Origin of the sequence: Faecalibacterium sp. Marseille-Q3530, from assembly GCF_017377625.1 — a bacterium.
GTDB lineage: Bacteria > Bacillota > Clostridia > Oscillospirales > Ruminococcaceae > Faecalibacterium > Faecalibacterium prausnitzii_E.
Genome location: NZ_JAFREH010000003.1, coordinates 105,671 through 124,085, shown reverse-complemented (window position 1 = coordinate 124,085; position 18,415 = coordinate 105,671). Strand labels below are relative to the sequence as shown.

19 protein-coding genes are annotated in these 18,415 nt (G+C 60.8%); 12 read left to right on the top strand and 7 right to left on the bottom strand.

The features are described from left to right. Positions 1–46: 46 nt before the first annotated feature. Positions 47–1,876 carry a molecular chaperone DnaK gene (dnaK, locus tag J3350_RS04850; protein WP_207685890.1) on the top strand — a complete coding sequence of 610 codons (1,830 nt, stop codon included), beginning with the start codon at positions 47–49 and terminating at the stop codon, positions 1,874–1,876. A 256-nt stretch (positions 1,877–2,132) separates the two neighbouring features. Beyond that, entirely contained in the window at positions 2,133–3,305 is a 1,173-nt protein-coding gene (gene dnaJ, locus J3350_RS04845) for a molecular chaperone DnaJ (protein WP_097792948.1), read from the top strand. Between the two features lie 62 nt (positions 3,306–3,367). Here dnaJ and J3350_RS04840 read toward each other — a convergent pair whose 3' ends face one another. Beyond that, the gene (locus J3350_RS04840; RefSeq protein ID WP_207685889.1) at positions 3,368–4,942 is read right to left on the bottom strand and encodes a GH25 family lysozyme; all 1,575 of its coding nucleotides are present in this window, start codon (positions 4,940–4,942) and stop codon (positions 3,368–3,370) included. A gap of 358 nt (positions 4,943–5,300) precedes the next feature. Between J3350_RS04840 and J3350_RS04835 the strand changes: the two genes are divergently transcribed. After that, positions 5,301–6,359, top strand: a complete 1,059-nt coding sequence (locus J3350_RS04835) for a PTS transporter subunit IIC (protein WP_118552173.1) — start codon at positions 5,301–5,303, stop codon at positions 6,357–6,359. Positions 6,360–6,447: 88 nt separating this feature from the next. Here J3350_RS04835 and J3350_RS04830 read toward each other — a convergent pair whose 3' ends face one another. The 3 genes from J3350_RS04830 to J3350_RS04820 all read right to left on the bottom strand — a co-directional run bounded on the left by J3350_RS04830 (position 6,448) and on the right by J3350_RS04820 (position 8,778). After that, on the bottom strand, positions 6,448–6,969 hold the full coding sequence (locus J3350_RS04830) for an 8-oxo-dGTP diphosphatase (protein WP_207685888.1): 522 nt from the start codon (positions 6,967–6,969) through the stop codon (positions 6,448–6,450). Between the two features lie 167 nt (positions 6,970–7,136). Further along, positions 7,137–7,724 carry an RICIN domain-containing protein gene (locus tag J3350_RS04825; protein ID WP_097792944.1) on the bottom strand — a complete coding sequence of 196 codons (588 nt, stop codon included), beginning with the start codon at positions 7,722–7,724 and terminating at the stop codon, positions 7,137–7,139. Positions 7,725–7,806: 82 nt separating this feature from the next. Next, positions 7,807–8,778 carry a hypothetical protein gene (locus J3350_RS04820; protein ID WP_207685887.1) on the bottom strand — a complete coding sequence of 324 codons (972 nt, stop codon included), beginning with the start codon at positions 8,776–8,778 and terminating at the stop codon, positions 7,807–7,809. Positions 8,779–9,212: 434 nt separating this feature from the next. Between J3350_RS04820 and J3350_RS04815 the strand changes: the two genes are divergently transcribed. The 9 genes from J3350_RS04815 (at position 9,213) to J3350_RS04775 (ending at position 15,095) form a co-directional block, all read left to right on the top strand. Beyond that, positions 9,213–9,395 carry a hypothetical protein gene (locus tag J3350_RS04815; protein ID WP_118552181.1) on the top strand — a complete coding sequence of 61 codons (183 nt, stop codon included), beginning with the start codon at positions 9,213–9,215 and terminating at the stop codon, positions 9,393–9,395. Between the two features lie 151 nt (positions 9,396–9,546). Next, positions 9,547–10,038 (top strand): GNAT family N-acetyltransferase, encoded by a 492-nt coding sequence (locus J3350_RS04810; RefSeq protein WP_118552183.1) that lies wholly within the window; start codon positions 9,547–9,549, stop codon positions 10,036–10,038. A 106-nt stretch (positions 10,039–10,144) separates the two neighbouring features. Then, entirely contained in the window at positions 10,145–10,444 is a 300-nt protein-coding gene (locus J3350_RS04805) for a YerC/YecD family TrpR-related protein (protein WP_118552185.1), read from the top strand. Between the two features lie 106 nt (positions 10,445–10,550). Further along, complete coding sequence (locus tag J3350_RS04800; protein WP_207685886.1) at positions 10,551–11,102, top strand: DJ-1 family glyoxalase III; 552 nt, start codon at positions 10,551–10,553, stop codon at positions 11,100–11,102. Between the two features lie 15 nt (positions 11,103–11,117). Continuing rightward, complete coding sequence (locus J3350_RS04795; protein WP_207685885.1) at positions 11,118–12,002, top strand: fumarylacetoacetate hydrolase family protein; 885 nt, start codon at positions 11,118–11,120, stop codon at positions 12,000–12,002. A 270-nt stretch (positions 12,003–12,272) separates the two neighbouring features. Further along, on the top strand, positions 12,273–12,824 hold the full coding sequence (locus J3350_RS04790; RefSeq protein ID WP_207685884.1) for a twin-arginine translocase TatA/TatE family subunit: 552 nt from the start codon (positions 12,273–12,275) through the stop codon (positions 12,822–12,824). Between the two features lie 97 nt (positions 12,825–12,921). Next, positions 12,922–13,128, top strand: a complete 207-nt coding sequence (locus J3350_RS04785) for a twin-arginine translocase TatA/TatE family subunit (protein WP_097792935.1) — start codon at positions 12,922–12,924, stop codon at positions 13,126–13,128. Between the two features lie 3 nt (positions 13,129–13,131). After that, positions 13,132–13,935 carry a twin-arginine translocase subunit TatC gene (gene tatC / locus J3350_RS04780; protein ID WP_097792934.1) on the top strand — a complete coding sequence of 268 codons (804 nt, stop codon included), beginning with the start codon at positions 13,132–13,134 and terminating at the stop codon, positions 13,933–13,935. A 209-nt stretch (positions 13,936–14,144) separates the two neighbouring features. Further along, positions 14,145–15,095 (top strand): ROK family glucokinase, encoded by a 951-nt coding sequence (locus tag J3350_RS04775; protein WP_207685883.1) that lies wholly within the window; start codon positions 14,145–14,147, stop codon positions 15,093–15,095. A gap of 76 nt (positions 15,096–15,171) precedes the next feature. On the opposite strand, the gene J3350_RS04770 is transcribed toward J3350_RS04775, so the two are convergent. From J3350_RS04770 to J3350_RS04760, 3 genes are all read right to left on the bottom strand, one after another. Beyond that, positions 15,172–16,971, bottom strand: coding sequence for an ABC transporter ATP-binding protein (locus J3350_RS04770; RefSeq protein ID WP_207685882.1), 1,800 nt, complete (start codon positions 16,969–16,971; stop codon positions 15,172–15,174). 62 nt (positions 16,972–17,033) lie between these two features. Next, positions 17,034–17,753 (bottom strand): YggS family pyridoxal phosphate-dependent enzyme, encoded by a 720-nt coding sequence (locus J3350_RS04765; RefSeq protein ID WP_207685881.1) that lies wholly within the window; start codon positions 17,751–17,753, stop codon positions 17,034–17,036. Positions 17,754–17,758: 5 nt separating this feature from the next. Further along, positions 17,759–18,319, bottom strand: a complete 561-nt coding sequence (locus J3350_RS04760) for a TIGR01440 family protein (protein WP_118552203.1) — start codon at positions 18,317–18,319, stop codon at positions 17,759–17,761. Positions 18,320–18,415: the final 96 nt, after the last annotated feature.

The window sequence follows — 18,415 nt, the reverse complement described above, 5'->3', positions numbered from 1 at the left end:
AGCATCATATAAACAAATACGTTCTGATTTGAGAGGAGCTTTCATTATGAGTAAGATCATTGGTATCGACCTTGGCACCACCAACAGCTGTGTGGCTGTTATGGAGGGCGGCGAACCCGTCGTCATCGCAAACTCTGAGGGTGCCCGCACCACCCCGTCCGTTGTCGGCTTCACCAAGACCGGCGACCGTCTGGTCGGCCAGGTCGCAAAGCGTCAGGCCATCACCAACCCGGAGAACACCGTTTCTTCCATCAAGCGCCAGATGGGCACCGACCACAAGGTCACCCTGAACGGCAAGGAGTACACCCCCCAGCAGGTCAGCGCTATGATCCTGCAGAAGCTGAAGGCAGACGCCGAGGCTTATCTGGGTGAGCCTGTCACCGAGGCAGTCATCACCGTCCCCGCATACTTCAACGACAGCCAGCGTCAGGCCACCAAGGACGCAGGCACCATTGCCGGCCTGAATGTCAAGCGTATCATCAACGAGCCGACCGCTGCTTCTCTGGCCTACGGCATCGATAAGGAAGACGACCAGAAGATCATGGTCTACGACCTGGGCGGCGGCACCTTCGATGTCTCCATCATCGAGATGGGCGACGGCGTCACCGAAGTTCTGGCCACCAACGGCGATACCCACCTGGGCGGCGATGACTTCGACCAGCGCATCATCGACTGGATGGCAGACGCCTTCCAGACCGAGAACGGCATCGACCTGCGCAAGGACAAGATGGCTGCTCAGCGCCTGAAGGAAGCTGCTGAGAAGGCAAAGATCGAGCTGTCCAGCGCAATGAGCCCCCAGATCACCCTGCCCTCCATCACCGCCGATGCGACCGGCCCCAAGCATCTGGATATGACCCTGACCCGCGCAAAGTTCAACGAGCTGACCGCAGATCTGGTCGACCGCACCATGACCCCTGTCCGCAAGGCTCTGCAGGATGCAGGCCTGCGCGCTTCTGACCTGAAGAAGGTCCTGATGGTCGGTGGTTCGACCCGTATCCCCGCCGTCTACGACGCCGTGAAGAAGGAACTGAACTGCGAGCCCTTCAAGGGCATCAACCCCGACGAGTGCGTGGCAGTCGGTGCAGCCATTCAGGGCGGCGTCCTGCAGGGCGACGTCAAGGGTCTGCTGCTGCTGGATGTCACCCCGCTGAGCCTGGGCATTGAGACCCTGGGCGGCGTCTGCACCAAGATCATCGAGCGCAACACCACCATCCCCACCCACAAGAGCCAGGTCTTCTCCACCGCTGCTGATAACCAGCCCTCGGTCGAGATCAACGTTCTGCAGGGCGAGCGTGAGTTCGCACGCGACAACAAGAGCCTGGGTGTCTTCCACCTGGATGGCATTGCTCCGGCTCCCCGTGGTGTGCCTCAGATCGAAGTCACCTTCGATATCGATGCAAACGGCATCGTGAAGGTCAGCGCAAAGGACCTGGGCACCGGCAAGGAGCAGAACATTACCATCACGGCTTCCACCAACATGTCCAAGGACGACATCGACAAGGCCGTCAAGGAAGCAGAGCAGTTCGCAGCAGACGATAAGAAGAAGCGCGAAGAGGTCGATATCCGCAACGGTGCCGACCAGATGGTCTTCCAGACCGAGAAGATGCTGAAGGAGAACGGCGACAAGATGCCCGCAGACGTCAAGAGCGAGGCCGAGGCAAAGCTGGCCGACCTGAAGACCGCTGTGCAGTCCGGCTCCATCGACGACATCAAGGCAAAGCAGGACGCGCTGAGCCACGTCTTTGAGAAGATGTATCAGGCAGCTGCTGCCGCACAGCAGGCCGCAGGCGCACAGCCGGGCCCCGATGCCGGTGCAGCCAACCAGCAGAAGCCCAATGACGACGGCGTCGTCGATGCAGACTTCAAGGAAGTCTAAGTTTTGATACAGGCAGCACATGTCCGGCCAAACCGGCGGATGTGCGCTGAGATATAAGCAAAAGCCGCTCCGGTTTTGCCGGAGCGGCCTTTGTGGGTTAAACCTCTCAGTCTCGCTGACACTCGCCAGCTCCCCAGCCGGGGAGCCCTTGGCAGGTCGGCCAGCATTGCGCAGATTGCTGGATGTTTCCCGCTGTGGGAAACGGGAGCGCGCTGCTGTCAGGGGGAGGTTGCTACGATACGAGAGGTGAGTGGATATGGCACAGGAAAAGCGTGATTACTACGAAGTGCTGGGGGTATCCAAATCGGCCACGGATGCGGAGATCAAAAAGGCCTACCGCAAGCTGGCAATGAAGTACCACCCGGACTACAACCCCGGCGATAAGGACGCCGAGGAAAAATTCAAGGAAGTCAACGAAGCCAACGAGGTGCTTTCGGACCCGAAGAAACGCCAGATGTACGACCAGTATGGTTTTGCAGGCGTTGACCCCAGCTACGCAGCCCAGAACGGCGGCGGTGCAGGCGGCTTTGGCGGGTTCGGCGGCGATGGCGTCGATCTGGGCGACATCTTTGGCGATATCTTCGGCGGCGGGTTCGGCGGCTTTGGCGGTGCATCGTCCCGCCAGGCCAACCCCAACGCCCCCCGCAAGGGCCAGGACATCCGTGTCCGGATCACCCTGTCGTTTGACGAGGCCGTCCACGGCTGCAAGAAGAACATCACCATCACCCGCCAGCAGGAGTGCACGGAGTGCCATGGCTCCGGCTGTGCGGCAGGCTCCAGCCCGGAGACCTGCCCCGACTGCGGCGGCCGCGGCTATGTCATCCGCCAGCAGCGCACACCCTTTGGCGTGATGCAGACCCAGCAGCCCTGCTCCCGCTGCGGCGGCAAGGGCAAGCTGGTCAAGAACCCCTGCAAGGTCTGCCACGGTTCCGGCAAGACGGCCACCCGGAAGACGCTGGAGGTATCCATCCCCATGGGCATCGACGACGATCAGAGCTTTGCACTGCGCGGCATGGGCGATGCCGGTGCCAACGGCGGCCCCGCAGGCGACGTCATCGTGATGGTCACGGTGCGGCCCAGCGAGGTGTTCCAGCGCGATGGCTACGACGTCTGGGTCACGGTGCCCATCACCTACAGCCAGGCCGTCCTCGGCGACGAGATCACCGTGCCGTCCATTGACGGCAAGGTGGAGTACACCGTCCCCGAAGGCACCCAGAGCGGGACTACCTTCCGCCTGCGCGGGAAGGGCATCCAGTATCTGAACGGCCGTGGCCGGGGTGACATGTACGTCAAGTGCGAGGTCGAGATCCCCAAGAAGCTGAACAAGGCCCAGCGCGACGCCCTGAAGAAATTCGAGGGCACCCTGAAAGAAGAAAACTACGAAAAGCGCAAGGGCTTCTTCAAAAAGCTGAAAGACCTGTTCAACTGATCACCAGAAACAGAAAGACCCTCCCGGAAATGTTCCGGGAGGGTCTTTTGTGTCTTCCGAACTCAGCCCATGTAGCTGATGTTCACGTCGATCTGGCCGCCGTAGCCGGGGATGCGGGCGGTGCAGCTGCCCTGCCACATGTTGCAGGCGATGGGGCTGCTGGCGACGTTGTAGTGGGCATTCCAGATGTTGTACTGGGTCAGCCGGCTCATGTCCAGGCGCTTGCGGAACCAGGTGGTGGAGGCGTAGACGCCGGGCTGATAGCCCAGAGCCTTAACCTCTTCGCAGAAGGCGACCGCGCACTTGGTGCGGTCCTCCACCCCCAGACCATCGGCACGGCCGGAGCCGGAACCGGAAGCCTCGGTGTCAAAGTAGATGGGGTAGTCCAGCTGGCGGCCGTTCAGCACATACACGCAGGCCTGCGCTTCCTCGCGGGCTTCGTTCTCATTGACGGCCTGGGTGAAGCAGTAGACGCCCACCCGCAGACCGGCGTTCCGGGCATTGGTGAAATGCTCTTCGAACTTGGGGTCCTGCACCAGCGTGCCGGAACCGTAGCCGCGGTAGCCGATGCGGATGATGACGAACTCGACGCCGGCCTGCTTGGCCTGCTCAAAGTTGATGCTGGACTGGTATTTGGAGACGTCGATGCCAAAGGTGGCGTTCTGCTGGACGCCGTTGGCATCAAAGTAATAGAGCTTGTTGTCGATGGAGCGGATGCCGGTGACGGGGTTGGTGGTGTTTTGCTCATAATAATAGGTCTTGCCGTTCACGGTCCGCCAGCCGGAGTAGGTGGGGCGCGGTGCAGGTGCAGCAGGTGTGGAGGTGGAGGGCTTGTCTTCCTCCTTTTTGCCGAACAGCAGGTTCCACAGCCATTTCAGGAAGCCGTTCTCGCTGTCAAGGCACTGGGCGGAGACGCTGCTTTCGTCCAGCGTTCCGGCGTCCAGCGCGGCGCGGATCTCTTCCGGCGTCAGCAGGATGGTGCCGTTGGTATCGGAGATCCCGGCAGAAGCGACCGCCTCGCCGTTCTCAGAGGCGGCGGGGGTCTCGGCGGCTTCCGCTTCCAGCGTTTCCACCGGGGCGCTCAGCGGGTCTTCTGCGGCCAGTTCCGCAGTCTCCTGCACGAAGTGGGGGAAGAGGGCGTTTTCGTGGTCGTTCTCCTCGGCAGGACCGGCCATCGGGTCGGCGGCGGGAGTCTCAGCGGACGGCTCCGCAGGGGTCTCGTCCGGCACAGCGGCGGGGGCTTCTTCAACGGGGGCTTCCGCCGCAGGTTCAGTGCTGGAAGCAGGCACCTCAGCCTCCGTCGGGGTCACAGACACCGCGGCAGAGGAAGCAGGGGTCTGCGCCGGTGCGGTCTCCTCCGCAGCGGCGCTGGAAGCAGACGCTTCTGCTGTGCTCTCCGAAGCGGCTTCCGTGGAGGCGCTCTTCTCCGGCTGAAGGCTGATGGCGGGGGCCTCCCACTCCACCGCCGCAGGCGCGACGGTCAGACCCGCAGGCTGGGTAGCCAGCAGGATGGTGGTACTCGCGCCGCCCACGGTCAGAGCCAGCGCCATGACAAAGGCGGCAATGGCCTGCCCCGCATTGCGGCGGGTGTTTTGATCGGATGTACGATCCGGAACCGATGGAAATTTGTGTTTCATGCCGTTTGCTTTTGCCTCCAAATAAAATCGGACGTGCAGCCGCCGTGCGGCCCGCAAAGCCCGGTAGAATCGGGACCGATCCAGAAATCCTGATTTCACTCTTCCAGTATACACCCAACCCCGGTATCCGTCAATCTTCTTTGCGGCGGTGCGAAGGAAAAACAGCGAACGGAAAAGAGAAAAATCGCTCCATAGGCAATACGGTTCAGCCTGCGGAAAAATTGCATCCAGCGCTTCAAAATTTGTTTCTTTTCACGAAAAAAGCGTTTTTCTCTTGCTGTCTTGACAGGTGTATGGTATGATGATGGACATGCAGTCCGGTTGCAGAAATGACCGGAGAAGAAAAGAGGAAAATTCTATGGCAAGCTTCAAGGAGTTTTTGAAACGAAAAGATATCGTCATCACCCCGCAGCGCTACCTCATCGAGGCGCTGGGCGCGATGGCACAGGGCCTGTTCGCCAGCCTGCTCATCGGCACCATCATCAAGACGCTGGGCCAGCAGACCGGTCTGGACGTGCTGGTGGACCTGGGCGGCTATGCCACGGCCATGAGCGGCCCGGCCATGGCCTGCGCCATCGGCTGGGCGCTGCACTGCCCGCCGCTGGTGCTGTTCAGCCTCATCACGGTGGGCTACTCGGCCAATGCACTGGGCGGGGCCGGCGGCCCGCTGGCCGTCCTCATCATCGCCATCGTCGCGGCGGAGCTGGGCAAGGCCGTGAGCAAGGAGACGAAGATCGACATCCTCGCCACCCCGCTGGTCACGATCTTTGCAGGCGTCGGCCTGTCCATGCTCATCGCAGCGCCCATCGGCGCAGCGGCAAGCCAGGTGGGCACCCTCATCATGTGGGCCACCGAGCAGGCCCCGCTGGTCATGGGCATCCTCGTGTCGGTCATCGTGGGCGTGGCGCTGACGCTGCCCATCTCCTCCGCTGCCATCTGTGCGGCACTGGGCCTGACCGGTCTGGCCGGCGGTGCCGCTGTGGCGGGCTGCTGCGCCCAGATGGTGGGCTTTGCGGTCATGAGCTACAAGGAAAACGGCGTCGGCGGTCTGGTCAGTCAGGGTCTGGGCACCAGTATGCTCCAGATGGGCAACATCATCAAGAACCCCCGCATCTGGATCGCTCCCACGCTGGCTTCGGCCATCACCGGCCCGCTGGCCACCTGCCTGTTCCACTTTGAGATGAACGGCGCAGCGGTCTCCTCCGGCATGGGCACCTGCGGTCTGGTGGGTCAGATCGGCGTCTACACCGGCTGGGTCAACGACATCGCGGCAGGCACCAAGGCTGCCATCACCCCGATGGACTGGGCGGCCATGCTGCTGATCTGCTTCGTCCTGCCCGCTGTACTGAGCGTCGTCTTCTGCGAGATCGAGCGCAAGCTGGGCTGGATCAAAGAGGGAGACCTGAAACTGAACTAAAAGGCAGAACTCCCTCCGTCACAGCTTCGCTGTGCCAGCCCCCTCTGGGAGGGGGCCTTGACGTAACGGTATTGCTGCAAAGCCTCCCTCACTGAGGGAGGTGGCATCCGCAGGATGCCGAAGGGAGTTCCTTCCCGTCCAACACGGCCTGCGTCAGCGTGTCGCCCTCATAGGTCAGCTTGAGGGAGAAGAACGGGCGGTCCTCTTTGAGCAGGCGGAAGAAAATCTTGTCGCCCTCCCAGATGGGCAGCGTTTCGACGGTGTCCGTCGGCACCCATTCCAGCACCCCTTCGTTGCGGGCGGGGTCCCGGATCAGTTCACCGGTCCAGCCATCTGCGGTGTAAAGGTGCATGTACTCGGTCAGACGGCCCAGAATGAAGGTCACGATGCCCCGGCAGCGGAAGCGGGTCAGCTGAAGGCCGGTCTCTTCCCGCACCTCGCGCAGCAGGCAGTCTTCCGGGCTTTCGAACGGCTCGAACTTGCCGCCCACGCCGATCCATTTGTCGTGGTTCATGTCGTTTTTCTTGGTGACGCGGTGGAGCATCAGCCACTTGCCGTCCTGCTCCAGATAGCACAGCGTCGTGTTCCGCATGGGAAATTCAGGGTTCATGAAGCGTTCTCCTTCTGATAATAAAAGAGACCCTCTCCGTCATTGCTCCGCAATGCCGCCTCTCCCGAAGGGCGAGGTTTTGATGTTGAGTTCTGTCAGCATCAAAGCCCCCCGACGGGGGAGCTGGCGAACGGATGCGAGACTGAGAGGGTCTTTTCGTTCTTTTTTTATTTCCGTGCAGCGCGGCCCTTGCCGGCGTTGTTCAGCTTGCGGACCAGATCGTTCTGGTGCTTGCGCTGCGAGGGGGTGGGTTCCGGGTCGTGCGCCTCGTTGCCGCGCGCGTTGATCTGGGTGGAAGCGGGGTCCACGCGGACAAGGTTCCACTCTTGATTGCCGCCGGAGACGTAGTTCCAGATCTGGGCCTGGGCACCGTTCGCGGTGTTCATGCCCACGAGGTCGATGTACTTGTCGGCCAGCACGTTCCGGATGCGGGTGCGGCCGCTGCGGGTGGGTTCCAGCGCCCAGCACTGGCTCAGCCCGCTGCTGCGGCTCCACTGGTGCAGCCAGGTGCCCTCGATCACGCCACCGAGCGCCAGGTCGATGAACTTGCCTGTGAACCGGTTCTGGATGCGCCAGCGGCCCTCACCGGCGTCCACGAACTGCCACTGCTGCCACGGATGGCCTGCGTAATCCCACAACCCGATCGCAGCGCCGTTCTCGGTATTGAAGTTCTTTACCTCCAACACCTTCCCATTCGGGGCTTTGATTAGGTAAAATTCATTTTCCATTAAAACGACCTGCGATGCTTTTGCCATAGAGCATGTTCTCCTTTCCGGTATCCGCCGATTTGATGGTTCTATTATAACGCATTTCTTCTCTGGCAACAAGAATGGAAAATCACAATCTTTTGTCGTTTTCTTGTGCGTTTTGCTTAAAAAGACACGTTTTTCCCGCCAACTTGGGCACCGTGTACCACAGGAACAGGGCCGCAAGGCTGAGCCACCGGATCTGGGCGTTCGTCAGGTGCTCGTTCAAAAGCCAGCCGACGCCGAACGAGAGCAGGTTGGCCGTCAGGGCGTAGAGCACCGGGCGGGGCGTTTTGCCCTCCGGCCAGGGCAGCCAGCGGCAGTAGGCGGAGGCTTCCACCGCGAAGACCAGCACTTCCGTTCCGGCGTAGAGCGCAAAGCCCGCCCAGGGGCCGAGATAAAACAGCCCGTAGTGGAGAACAAGGTTCAGTGCAAGCTGCGTGGCCAGATTGACCCCGCCGATGAGGTTCTGCTGGGCTTTTTCGCGCAGGCCGAACACCAGGGCACCCAGCGCTAGCTCCAGAATCAGCGTGATGAGTAACCGGGAGGTGAACAGGGAAATCTGGTCGCTGTCGGTCCGGTTGGTGTAGACGTGCATCCAGCCGTCCTCCGGGTCGAACAGCACCTGCCATTCGCTGTCGAACGCATACCGCTGGACCGGCTCTTTGCTAATGGAAAAGACCCCGGTGTCCATATTATAAAGGAGCACATAGAATTTCTGGGGCGGGTAGTACCCCCAGGTGAAGGTCTGTTCGGTGTCGCCGAAGTATTCCTCGAAGTAGCCGAGGAAGTAGTACCCCTCCGGCGCATCGTAAGCCTGAAAGGCTTCCCACACCTCGCGGGAACCCATCCAGTCCCCGTATGCGCTGGGGGCGCTCCATGGGCCGGTGGATTCTGTATTGCCCAGCAGAGTCACGGCGTAATTCTGGTCGTTGTAGATGTAGAGCCTGAGCGTGACCGACGGTTTCGGCCCCATATCCGCGAAGGCAGGCGGCGAAACGGTCAGCAGGAGCAGGGAGGCGAGTAGAAAACCCAAGATTTTTTTGCAGAGTTTTTCTTTCATGATGGGGCCCTCCGGCTTTCGAAAACAAAAATTTCGACACGACTTTCCTTAACTTGTAAACGAGGGAGGAACAGCTGTTATTGCACGGCATTCTGCACAAACCTCAAGCAGGACTTTTGTGCAGTATTTTCTGTACTTGCAAGGAAAACAAAACGCCGGTTTCCGGGGCGTTTTGACCCCAAATATGAACAAATTGTTTCCGGCTCACGGCCAATTCAGAACACTGACTTCACATTTATAAAGCAAAGCGAGCTTTTGCACTTTACTTCGATGAGTAAAACGAATTTCAACAAAAGCTTTCAATTGTTTCATGATTTCGGATATTGACTTTAGATTGAAATTGCGGTATAGTAAGGATGCGGAGAGCGGAAAACGCCCCGCTGTGTACTGAACTTCGGGTCCAAGACCCGTAAAAAGATATAGGAGGTTTGATTATGTACTATTACATTCTGGGCTGTGGTATCGCATGTCTGGTCCTGTTCGGCATCAACAGCATGGACACGGTATGTGTCAAGCCGGCCGAGATCTTGGGCAAGGTCATTCTGTGGCCTCTCGCCCTGATGGAAGCAGTTGTTCGTTACAGCTCCACTCATCACAACATCAAGACCGCGCTGTAAAACATCTCGTTCCCAGGTAAAACGACAATCAGGCGGCTGCGCTTTTTTGGAAGGCGCAGCCGCCTTTTTGTTTTGCACTTTGGCGCGGCGTATGGTACAATAAGAAAAACCCCGCCCGGCGGGCTCACCCTGAACAACGAATAGGAGAACTATGAAACCCGATTACAAGCTGGTCGCAAAGGCCAAATATATCCACATGACCGCCGACCTCGCCAGCGAGCTCTGGCACGAGGTCTACAAGCGCTATTACCCGGCGAAGCAGCTGGACGCGCTGGTGGAGACGCTGCAGAGCGCCGACGCCATTGAAGAGGACATCGACCGCGATGTGAACTACTTCCTCGTCTTTCTGGGCGACAAGCTCATCGGCTACTTTGCCTGGAAGATGGAGAACACCGCCCTGCACCTGCTCCACCTCTATCTGAAGCCGGAGTACCGGGGCAAGGCCATCGGCCGCGACATCGTGGCCTCCTGCGAGCGGCTGGCCCGCGGCGAGGGCCGGGGCCGCGTCTGCTGCGAGGTGCACACCAAGTGCCTGCCGGTGCAGCAGTTCTTCAAGGCGCGGGGCTACCGGCTGCTCAAGCCCGTAGAGAACGCGGTGGGCGGCATCTCCATGCAGCTGACCGAAATGGAAAAGATGCTCTGAAATTTCCCATTGCAATTTTCCTGCGTTTGTACTACACTAATGTAGTGCAATGAAGTGCCCATCGTGGGCCAGACCCCCACCAAAACGACAAGGGAGGAAACGAGCCATGGCAAAAGATCATCCCACCGGAGAGTCCGGCCTGTATTCGGCACTGCTGGAACTGAAAACGCCGGAAGAATGCTATCGCTTTTTGCAGGATGTGTGCAGCTACGCCGAGCTGAGTGCAATGGAGCAGCGCTACAACATCGCAGAAAAGCTGGTCAGCAAGCAGAGCTACACCAGCATCATGGGCAACATCGGCGCGTCCAGCGCCATCATCAGCCGGGTCAGCCGGGTCATCAGCAGGGAGGACAGTGTGCTGCGCCGCCTGCTGGAAGAAAAGGCCGAGGCACCCACCGAGGAATAATGCAGGACCGCGCACGGCGGGGCAGGGGAGCACTCCGCCCGCGGTGCGCTTTTTTATCCCCTGCTGCGCACAGCGCACAGCAGGGCCGCAGGAAGGAGCAGATACAATGAGCAAAGCAGTTGTCTTTTTCGCCGATGGCACCGAGGAGTGCGAGGCATTGCTGGTGGTGGACCTTCTCCGCCGCGCCAAAGTCGAGGTCATCGTGGCGTCTGCCATGGGCCGCAGAGAGCTGGTCAGCAGCCATAACATCCACCTGACCGCCGACGCTCTGGCCGAGGAGGTGGATTATTCCGACGTGGACATGGTCGTCCTGCCCGGCGGCATCCCCGGCACCCCGAACCTTGCCGCCAACAAGACCGTGACCGACACCTGCACCGCCTTTGCCAGGGCAGGCCGGAAGGTGGCAGCCATCTGCGCGGCCCCCAGCATCCTGGCTTTGCTGGGCCTGCTGGAGGGCCGGAACGCCACCGCCCACGCCGGGTTCCAGGACAAGCTGGCCGGGGCCGTCGTCCACGACGAAGAGGTCGTGGTGGATGGCAGCATCACCACCAGCTACGGTCTCGGCGGCGCTATCCCCTTTGCGCTGGAGCTGGTCCGCCAGCTGGCCGGCCCGGCGGAAGCCGACCGCATCCAAAACGCCATCGCCTATCGACACTGAGAGGAGGCTTCCCCCATGCGCTTTGTCACCTGCCGTCTGCCGGACGGCATCGAAGACCCGGCCATCCTGTCGGCAGATGGCCGTCAGGTCTGGCCGCTGAGCTGGCTGGGCCTGCGCTATGAGACGCTGTCCGACGCCATCCCGTTCCTGACCCCGCAGGTGCGGGCGGGGCTGTCGCTGGCCATTGCGGGCATCCCGGCCCTGCCCATCGAGGCCGTCACGCTGGAAAGCCCCATCCCGGCCCCGGCGCAGGACGTCATCTGCCTGGGCATCAACTACATGGCCCACTCGGACGAGGCGGAAAAGTATTCCGCCGACGCCTTTGCGACCCGGCATCAGGATGCCATCTACTTTTCCAAGCGGGTCACGCGGGCAGTGCCGGACGGTGGCTTCATCGAGGCCCACACCGACCTTGTGAAGAAGCTGGACTACGAATGCGAGCTGGCTGTGGTGCTGGGCATGGATGCCAAAGATGTGCCTGCCGGGCAGACGAAGGACGTTGTATTCGGCTACACCATCCTGAACGACGTCTCGGCCCGCGATGTCCAGACGGCCCACAAGCAGTGGTATTTCGGCAAGAGTCTGGACGGCTTCACACCCATCGGGCCTTGTATCGTCACGGCGGACGAGTTCGAGATCTACCCGCCCAGACTGGGCATCCGCAGCTTCGTCAATGGCGAGAAGCGGCAGGACTCCAACACCGGCCTGCAGATCTTTGACATCGACCACGTCATCGCGGAGCTTTCGCAGGGGATGACCCTGAAGGCGGGCACCCTCATCGCCACCGGTACCCCGGCGGGCGTCGGCATGGGGATGGACCCGCCGCAGTTCCTCGTCCCCGGCGATGTCGTGCGATGCGAGATCGACGGCATCGGCACCCTGACAAACCCCGTCCGTTGAACGGTGAGAACGACGGCCCCGGACATGATGCCGGGGCTGTTTTTGATTTCCAAACTGTAATATAATTGTTGGAATTTTGATTTTGTTTAGAAAAAGAGGAGCAAACCTGCCTTATTCATAAACTGTTCAAAATAAATTCATATACAGTTCATTGACATCCGGTATACATAGGGCAACGAAAGGCGCACCGCTGCGCCAAACCCCAGAACCGTACAGCAATGCAGACCCCAAAAAGAACGGCCTGTGTTTGAGGAAAGGAATTGGAACGCTATGAAAATTGGTTTTACAGAGCTGATCCTTGTCGTGATCGTTGCGTTCGTGGTCATCGGCCCGGATAAGCTGCCGGAGTACGCACGCAAGCTCGGCAAGATGCTGCGTGAGCTGAAGAAGTACACCGGCGCAGCCTCCGAGGAGATCCAGAAGAACGTCGTCGAGCCGCTGAACGAGATCCAGGCTCCCATCAAGGAGGCGGTCGCCCCCCTGACGGACCTCAAGAAGGACATCGACGACAGCATGAAGGATGTGACCAAGAGCTTCACCAACATCGGCAAGACCAGCAAGGAAGAGGCCAAGAAGGCCGAGGAGGCCGAAGAGGTCACCGAGCTGGAAGATGCCGTGGAGGAGCTGCCCGAAGAGCCTGCCAAGGCCGAGGCTGCTCCCGTAGAAGAGCCGGCGAAGGCGGAGGAAGCACCGGCTGAGGCTGCGGAACCCGTGAAGGCCGCAGAAAAGCCCGCCGAAACGGAAGCGCCCGCCCCGGCTGCGGAAGCTGCCCCCGCCCATGAAGCCGAGGCCGCTGCCCCGGCGGAAGAGGCCAAGGCATAACAGCCCCTATTTGGATGCACCCGCGCCCGCGGTTGTACGATACATTGTAAATCAGCCCGCCCGCACGGCGCGGCAAGAGGAAAAAGGAGATTTTATTATGAGAATCGGACCTCAGGAGCTTATCATCGTTCTGATCATTGTTCTGGTCATCTTTGGACCCAAGAACCTGCCGAAGCTGGGCAAGATGTTCGGCAAGACCATGAAGAACTTCAAGGAAGGCATGGACGACGTCGATGACAACGGCGAAGTCAAGAAGACCGAGACCCAGTCTGAGGACAAGGCTGAGAAGAAGGACGAGGAGTAATTCGTGGCTACAAACGTTAAGCGCAAAAAGAAAGCCGAAGTCATGTCGGAGGACGGCAGCATGACGCTGACCGGCCACCTGAAAGAGCTGCGGAACCGGCTGATCATCTGCGCAGTCGTGTTTGTGGTGGGTGTGATCGGTTTTCTGGCAGTTTCGGACAAACTGATCGATCTGCTGACGGCCATGGCCCGGAATGCGAACTATACCTTCGTCTTCCTGGCCCCGCAGGAGAAGCTGATGCAGTACTTCCGCGTCTCGCTGATCGCGGCGGTGGTCATCACCGTGCCGGTGGCGCTGTATCAGATCTACGCCTTTGCAAAGCCGGGCCTGAAGCGGAGCGAGAGCTTCTTCTTCAAGCTGGTGCTGCTGCTCGGCTTGATGCTGTTCTGCGTCGGCATCCTGTTCGCCTATAAGGTCACCCTGCCCTTTATGCTGAACTTCCTGGTCACTCTGGAAGGCACCGATTACATCACGGCGTCCATCAGCATCGAGAGCTACATCAACCTCTGCCTGACGATGTTCATCATCTTCGGCTGCGTCTTTGAGATGCCGCTGGTCACCATCATTCTGGCCAAGATGGGCATCGCAAACCCGGAGATCATGAAAAAGGGCCGCGGCGTTGCCATCGTGCTCATCTTCCTGGTCGCAGCCATCATCACCCCGCCGGACATCGTGTCCCAGTGCTTCGTGGCAGTGCCCATGTGCCTGCTGTACTTCGTCAGCATCTTCCTGAGCGGCATCTTCTACAAGCCCAGAACGGACGATGATGAGGACGACGAGGAAGAGGACGAACCCGACGAGGAATAAGCCTTCTGGCCTTTCATTGCAGCGAAAACGCGCTCTGCCTTGCGGCGGGCGCGTTTTTTGCGCCCTGCGGCCCACAGAACACAGCCGCGCCCCGCACGAGACTGGAAAAATCCGAAAAAATGGCTCCCCATCTGCGGCAGAATATGTTATAATGGCAACAAGGTAAAACGATCAGCGGGCGACCGCTGCGGAAAAGGGGTAAATGAATCATGAAAGAATACGCATTTGGCATTGATCTGGGCGGCACCACCGCAAAGGTCGGTCTGTTCACCACGTCCGGCGCATTGCTGGAAAAGTGGGAGGTGCCCACCGACACCTCCAACGCCGGTGAGCACATCCTCGAAAATCTGGCCGACGCCATTCACGGCAAGATGACCGAGAAGGAGATCGCCGCAGAGCAGGTCGAGGGCGTGGGCATCGGTGTGCCCGGCCCGGTTCTGAACTCCAGCGTCGTGCCCATCGTCTGCGCCAACCTCGGCGGCTGGGGCGAGCGGAACGTTTCCGCCCAGCTGTCCGGTCTGCTGGACGGCCTGAAGGTCCTTGTCGGCAACGACGCCAACGTCGCTGCCCTGGGCGAGATCTGGATGGGCACCGCCAAGGGCTGCCGCAGCGCAGTCATGGTCACGCTGGGCACTGGTGTCGGCGGCGGCGTCATCGTCAACGGCAAGGTCATTGATGGTGCCCACGGCGCGGGCGGCGAGATCGGCCACATCACGGTCGATCCGCACGAGACGGCCGTCTGCGGCTGCGGCAAGCGCGGCTGTCTGGAGCAGTACTCCAGCGCCACCGGCGTCGTCCGCTGCATGAAGAAGCTGCTGGACGAGAACCCGGAGGTGGAGTGCGTCCTGCGCGGCACCGATTTTGCTGCTAAGGATGTCTTTGATGCCGCCCGCAATGGCGATGTGCTGGCCTCCCGCGAGGTCGAGGATATGTCCAACACGCTGGGCATGGCGCTGGCCAGCATCGCCTCCACCACCGACCCCGAAATGTTCCTCGTCGGCGGCGGCGTGGCCCGCGCAGGCGATGTCCTGTTCGACCCGCTGGTCAAGCACTTCAAGGAATACGCCTTCCGCTCCTGCCGCGAGACCCCCATCAAGGCCGCAAGCCTCGGCAATGACGCCGGCATCTATGGTGCCGTCCGTCTCATCGTGGGCGAATAAGCCGAACGTTTCCACAACAAAAAGCGAAGCCGTTGAATGCTCAGCGGCTTCGCTTTTTTCGTACAGGGATTTCGGGTTACAGCGTATCTTTTCCCGGCAGCTGGTTCCACAGGCGGTAGTAGACGCCGTGCTGTGCGAGAAGCTCATCGTGGGTGCCGGATTCCTCGATGCCGTCGGAACCGAGGACGAGGATGCGGTCGTAGTTCTTGATGGTGGTCAGGCGGTGGGCGATGGTCAGGGTAGTGCGGCCGTGGGCCAGCTTTTCAAGGCTCTGGCCCACCAGGATCTCGCTCTCATTGTCCAGGGCGCTGGTGGCCTCGTCCAGAATCAGAATGGGTGGGTTCTTCAGAAAGACACGGGCGATGGCGATGCGCTGCTTCTGGCCGCCGGAGAGCTTAACGCCGCGCTCACCGACGTAGGTGTCGAAGCCGTTCTTCAGGGCGAGGATGAACCGCTCGGCACCGGCCAGACGGGCCGCTTCGATGATCTCCTCACGGGAGGCGCCGGGCTTGCCGTAGGCGATGTTGTCCGCCACCGAGCCACTGAACAGATACACGTCCTGCTGGACGATGCCGATGTCCTCACGCAGGCTCTTGAGGGTGATGTGCTGGATGTCCTGCCCGTCGATGAGGATGCGGCCGCCGGTCACATCGTAGAAGCGGGGGATAAGGTTGCACAGGGTCGTCTTGCCGCCGCCGGAGGGGCCGACCAGCGCCAGTCGCTCACCGGCTTTGATGTCGAGGCTGACGTGGTGCAGGACCTTGTTGTGGTCGTCCGGGTATTCGAAGCTGACATCCTCGAACCGGATGGCACCGGGGCCGGGCTGAAGGGGCTTGGCGTCGGGGGCGTCGTGGATGGGCACCGGGGTGTCCATGATCTCGGCAAAGCGCTCGATGCCGGTCATGCCGCGCTGGAACTGCTCGGCGAACTCGACGATGCGGCGGATGGTGGCGATGAGGGTGGTGACGTAGAGCATATAGGCCACAAGGTCACCGGCGGTGATCCTGCCGTTGACCAGCGACAGACCGCCCGCCAGAATGACCACCAGATACATCAGGCCGTCGAACAGGCGAGTGGAGGTGTTGAACGCAGCCATGGCGTAGTAGCCAAGGGTCTTGATCTGCTCAAAGTCTTTGTTGCCCTGCGCAAATTTCTCGCGCTCCTGGTCCTCGGCGGCAAAGGCCTTGACGACGCCCTGCCCCAGCAGGCTGTCCTCGATGGTGGCATTCAGCTCGCCGATCTGGACGCGCTGCTGGCGGAACCGGGCGCGGAGCTTCTGGTTCAGCTTGACCGAGACGACTCCCATCAAGGGCACACAGGCGAAGACCGCCAGCGTCAGCGGGATGCTGGCCCGGCAGAGGATGATGAAGGACGCCAGGATCTTGATGAAGGCGATGAAGAATTCCTCCGGGCAGTGGTGGGCGAACTCGGTCACATCGAACAGGTCGTTGGTGATGCGGCCCATGATGGTGCCGACCTTGGTGTTGTTGTAATAGGTGTGGTCGAGCAGCAGCAGGTGGTCGAAGGCATCGCGGCGCATGTCGGTCTCGATGTGGACGCCCATGATGTGGCCGATGCTGGACATGAAATACTGCGCCGCTCCATCCATGATGCGGAGCACGAAGTAGATGCCCGCCAGCTTGAGCACGATGCCGGCCGTCAGGGTGATGCCTACCCCCATGGCCGAGTTGGTGATGGCGCTCATGATCTTGGGCAGGATGATGTCGCACAGGGTGGTCAGCGCTGCGCAGAACAGGTCAAAAAAGAGGACGCCCTTGTACTTGGCCAGATACGGCAGAAAGCGCCGGATGAGGGCGCGGCTGCTGGTGTGGTGTGCGGCGGGGTCCTGGGTGGATCGGATCTGTGTTTTTGGCATGGTTTCTCCTATTTTTGACCCTCTCAGGCAGCGCGCCAGCGCTGACAGAGAGGGTCGTAACGTTACTTTTTACTATAATCCCGCTCGCCGTAAATGGCGGTGCCGATGCGGACAAGGGTGGCACCCTCGCGGATGGCGTTCTCGTAGTCGCCGCTCATGCCCATGGAGAGGGTCTCCATCTTCACATTAGCATAGCCGCGTTCTCCGGCCTGCACGAACAGCTTGTGCACCGCCGCTAAATAAGCGCGGTTCCGGGCGTCGTCGTCGTTGACGGGCGGGATGGCCATCAGGCCGCAGACCCGGATGTGCTCCTGTGCGGCGGCAGTGTCCAGCAGGGGCCAGAGCTGTTCCGGCGAAACGCCGGACTTTGACGCCTCGCCGCCGATGTTCACTTCCAGCAGCACGTTCTGGACAAGGCCCGCCCTGGCGGCTTCCTTCTCAATGGCGGCAAGCAGATGCTCACTGTCCACGCTCTGGATGAGGCTGGCGCGGCCCAGCACTTTTTTGATCTTATTGGTCTGCAAATGGCCGATGAAGTGGCTCGGTTTGCCGCAGTAGGCCCCGGCGTCAAAGTTTGCACAAAGCTCCTGCACATGGTTTTCGCCAAACACGTCAATGGGCAGGGCGGCACTGGCCGCCACGGTTTCGGCTGTGCGGGTCTTGCAGGCAGCGCAGAGCTGCACCTCGGCGGGGTCGCGCCCGGCCTCGCGGGCCGCAGCGGCCATGGTCTCCCGGATGGCGGCAACGGCCTCCCGCATCTCTTCCAGCGTTTTTTCAGCCATACAACTCAGTCCTCCTCCGTATATCTGGCGCGCTCACCGCCGATGAGCTTTGGGCGGGTGCGAGCGCAGAGAATGTTCGCTTCGCCGATCCGGGAAAGGTTCAGCCGCACCGGCACGGCCACCCGGCGCAGGTGCATCCCGATGAGGGTGCCGCCGATGTCGATGCCCGCATGGGCGCGGATCTCCTCCACTGCGATGGGGTCCTGGAACTGCTTCCAGCAGGTGGTGGCCCAGCTGCCGCCCGCGTGGGGGCGGGGCACGACGCAGACTTCCTCCCAGCCGTATTTCTCGGCGGCTTCCCGCTCGATGATGAGGGCGCGGTTCAGGTGCTCGCAGCACTGCGCAGCCAGCCAGATGCCGTTTTCGGCCAGCACCGGCGCGATGCCGGCATAGACGGCCTGTGCGGCTTCCAGGCTGCTGTCCTTGCCGATGTGCCCGCCGACGATCTCGCTGGACGAGCAGCCCACGACAAAGACATCGCCTTTGCGCAGCCCGGCCTGCGCCAGAAGTTCGGTCACGGCCTGCCGTGCCTCGGTTTCGATCTGCTGTTTGAATGCTTCCGTCATATGGATTCACCTCATATCTACCCTTGCACGCAGGGCCCGCCGCCTTTTGACATGGTGGGCCTGCGCGTTTTGTAAAAGACCGGCCCGGCCCGCAAA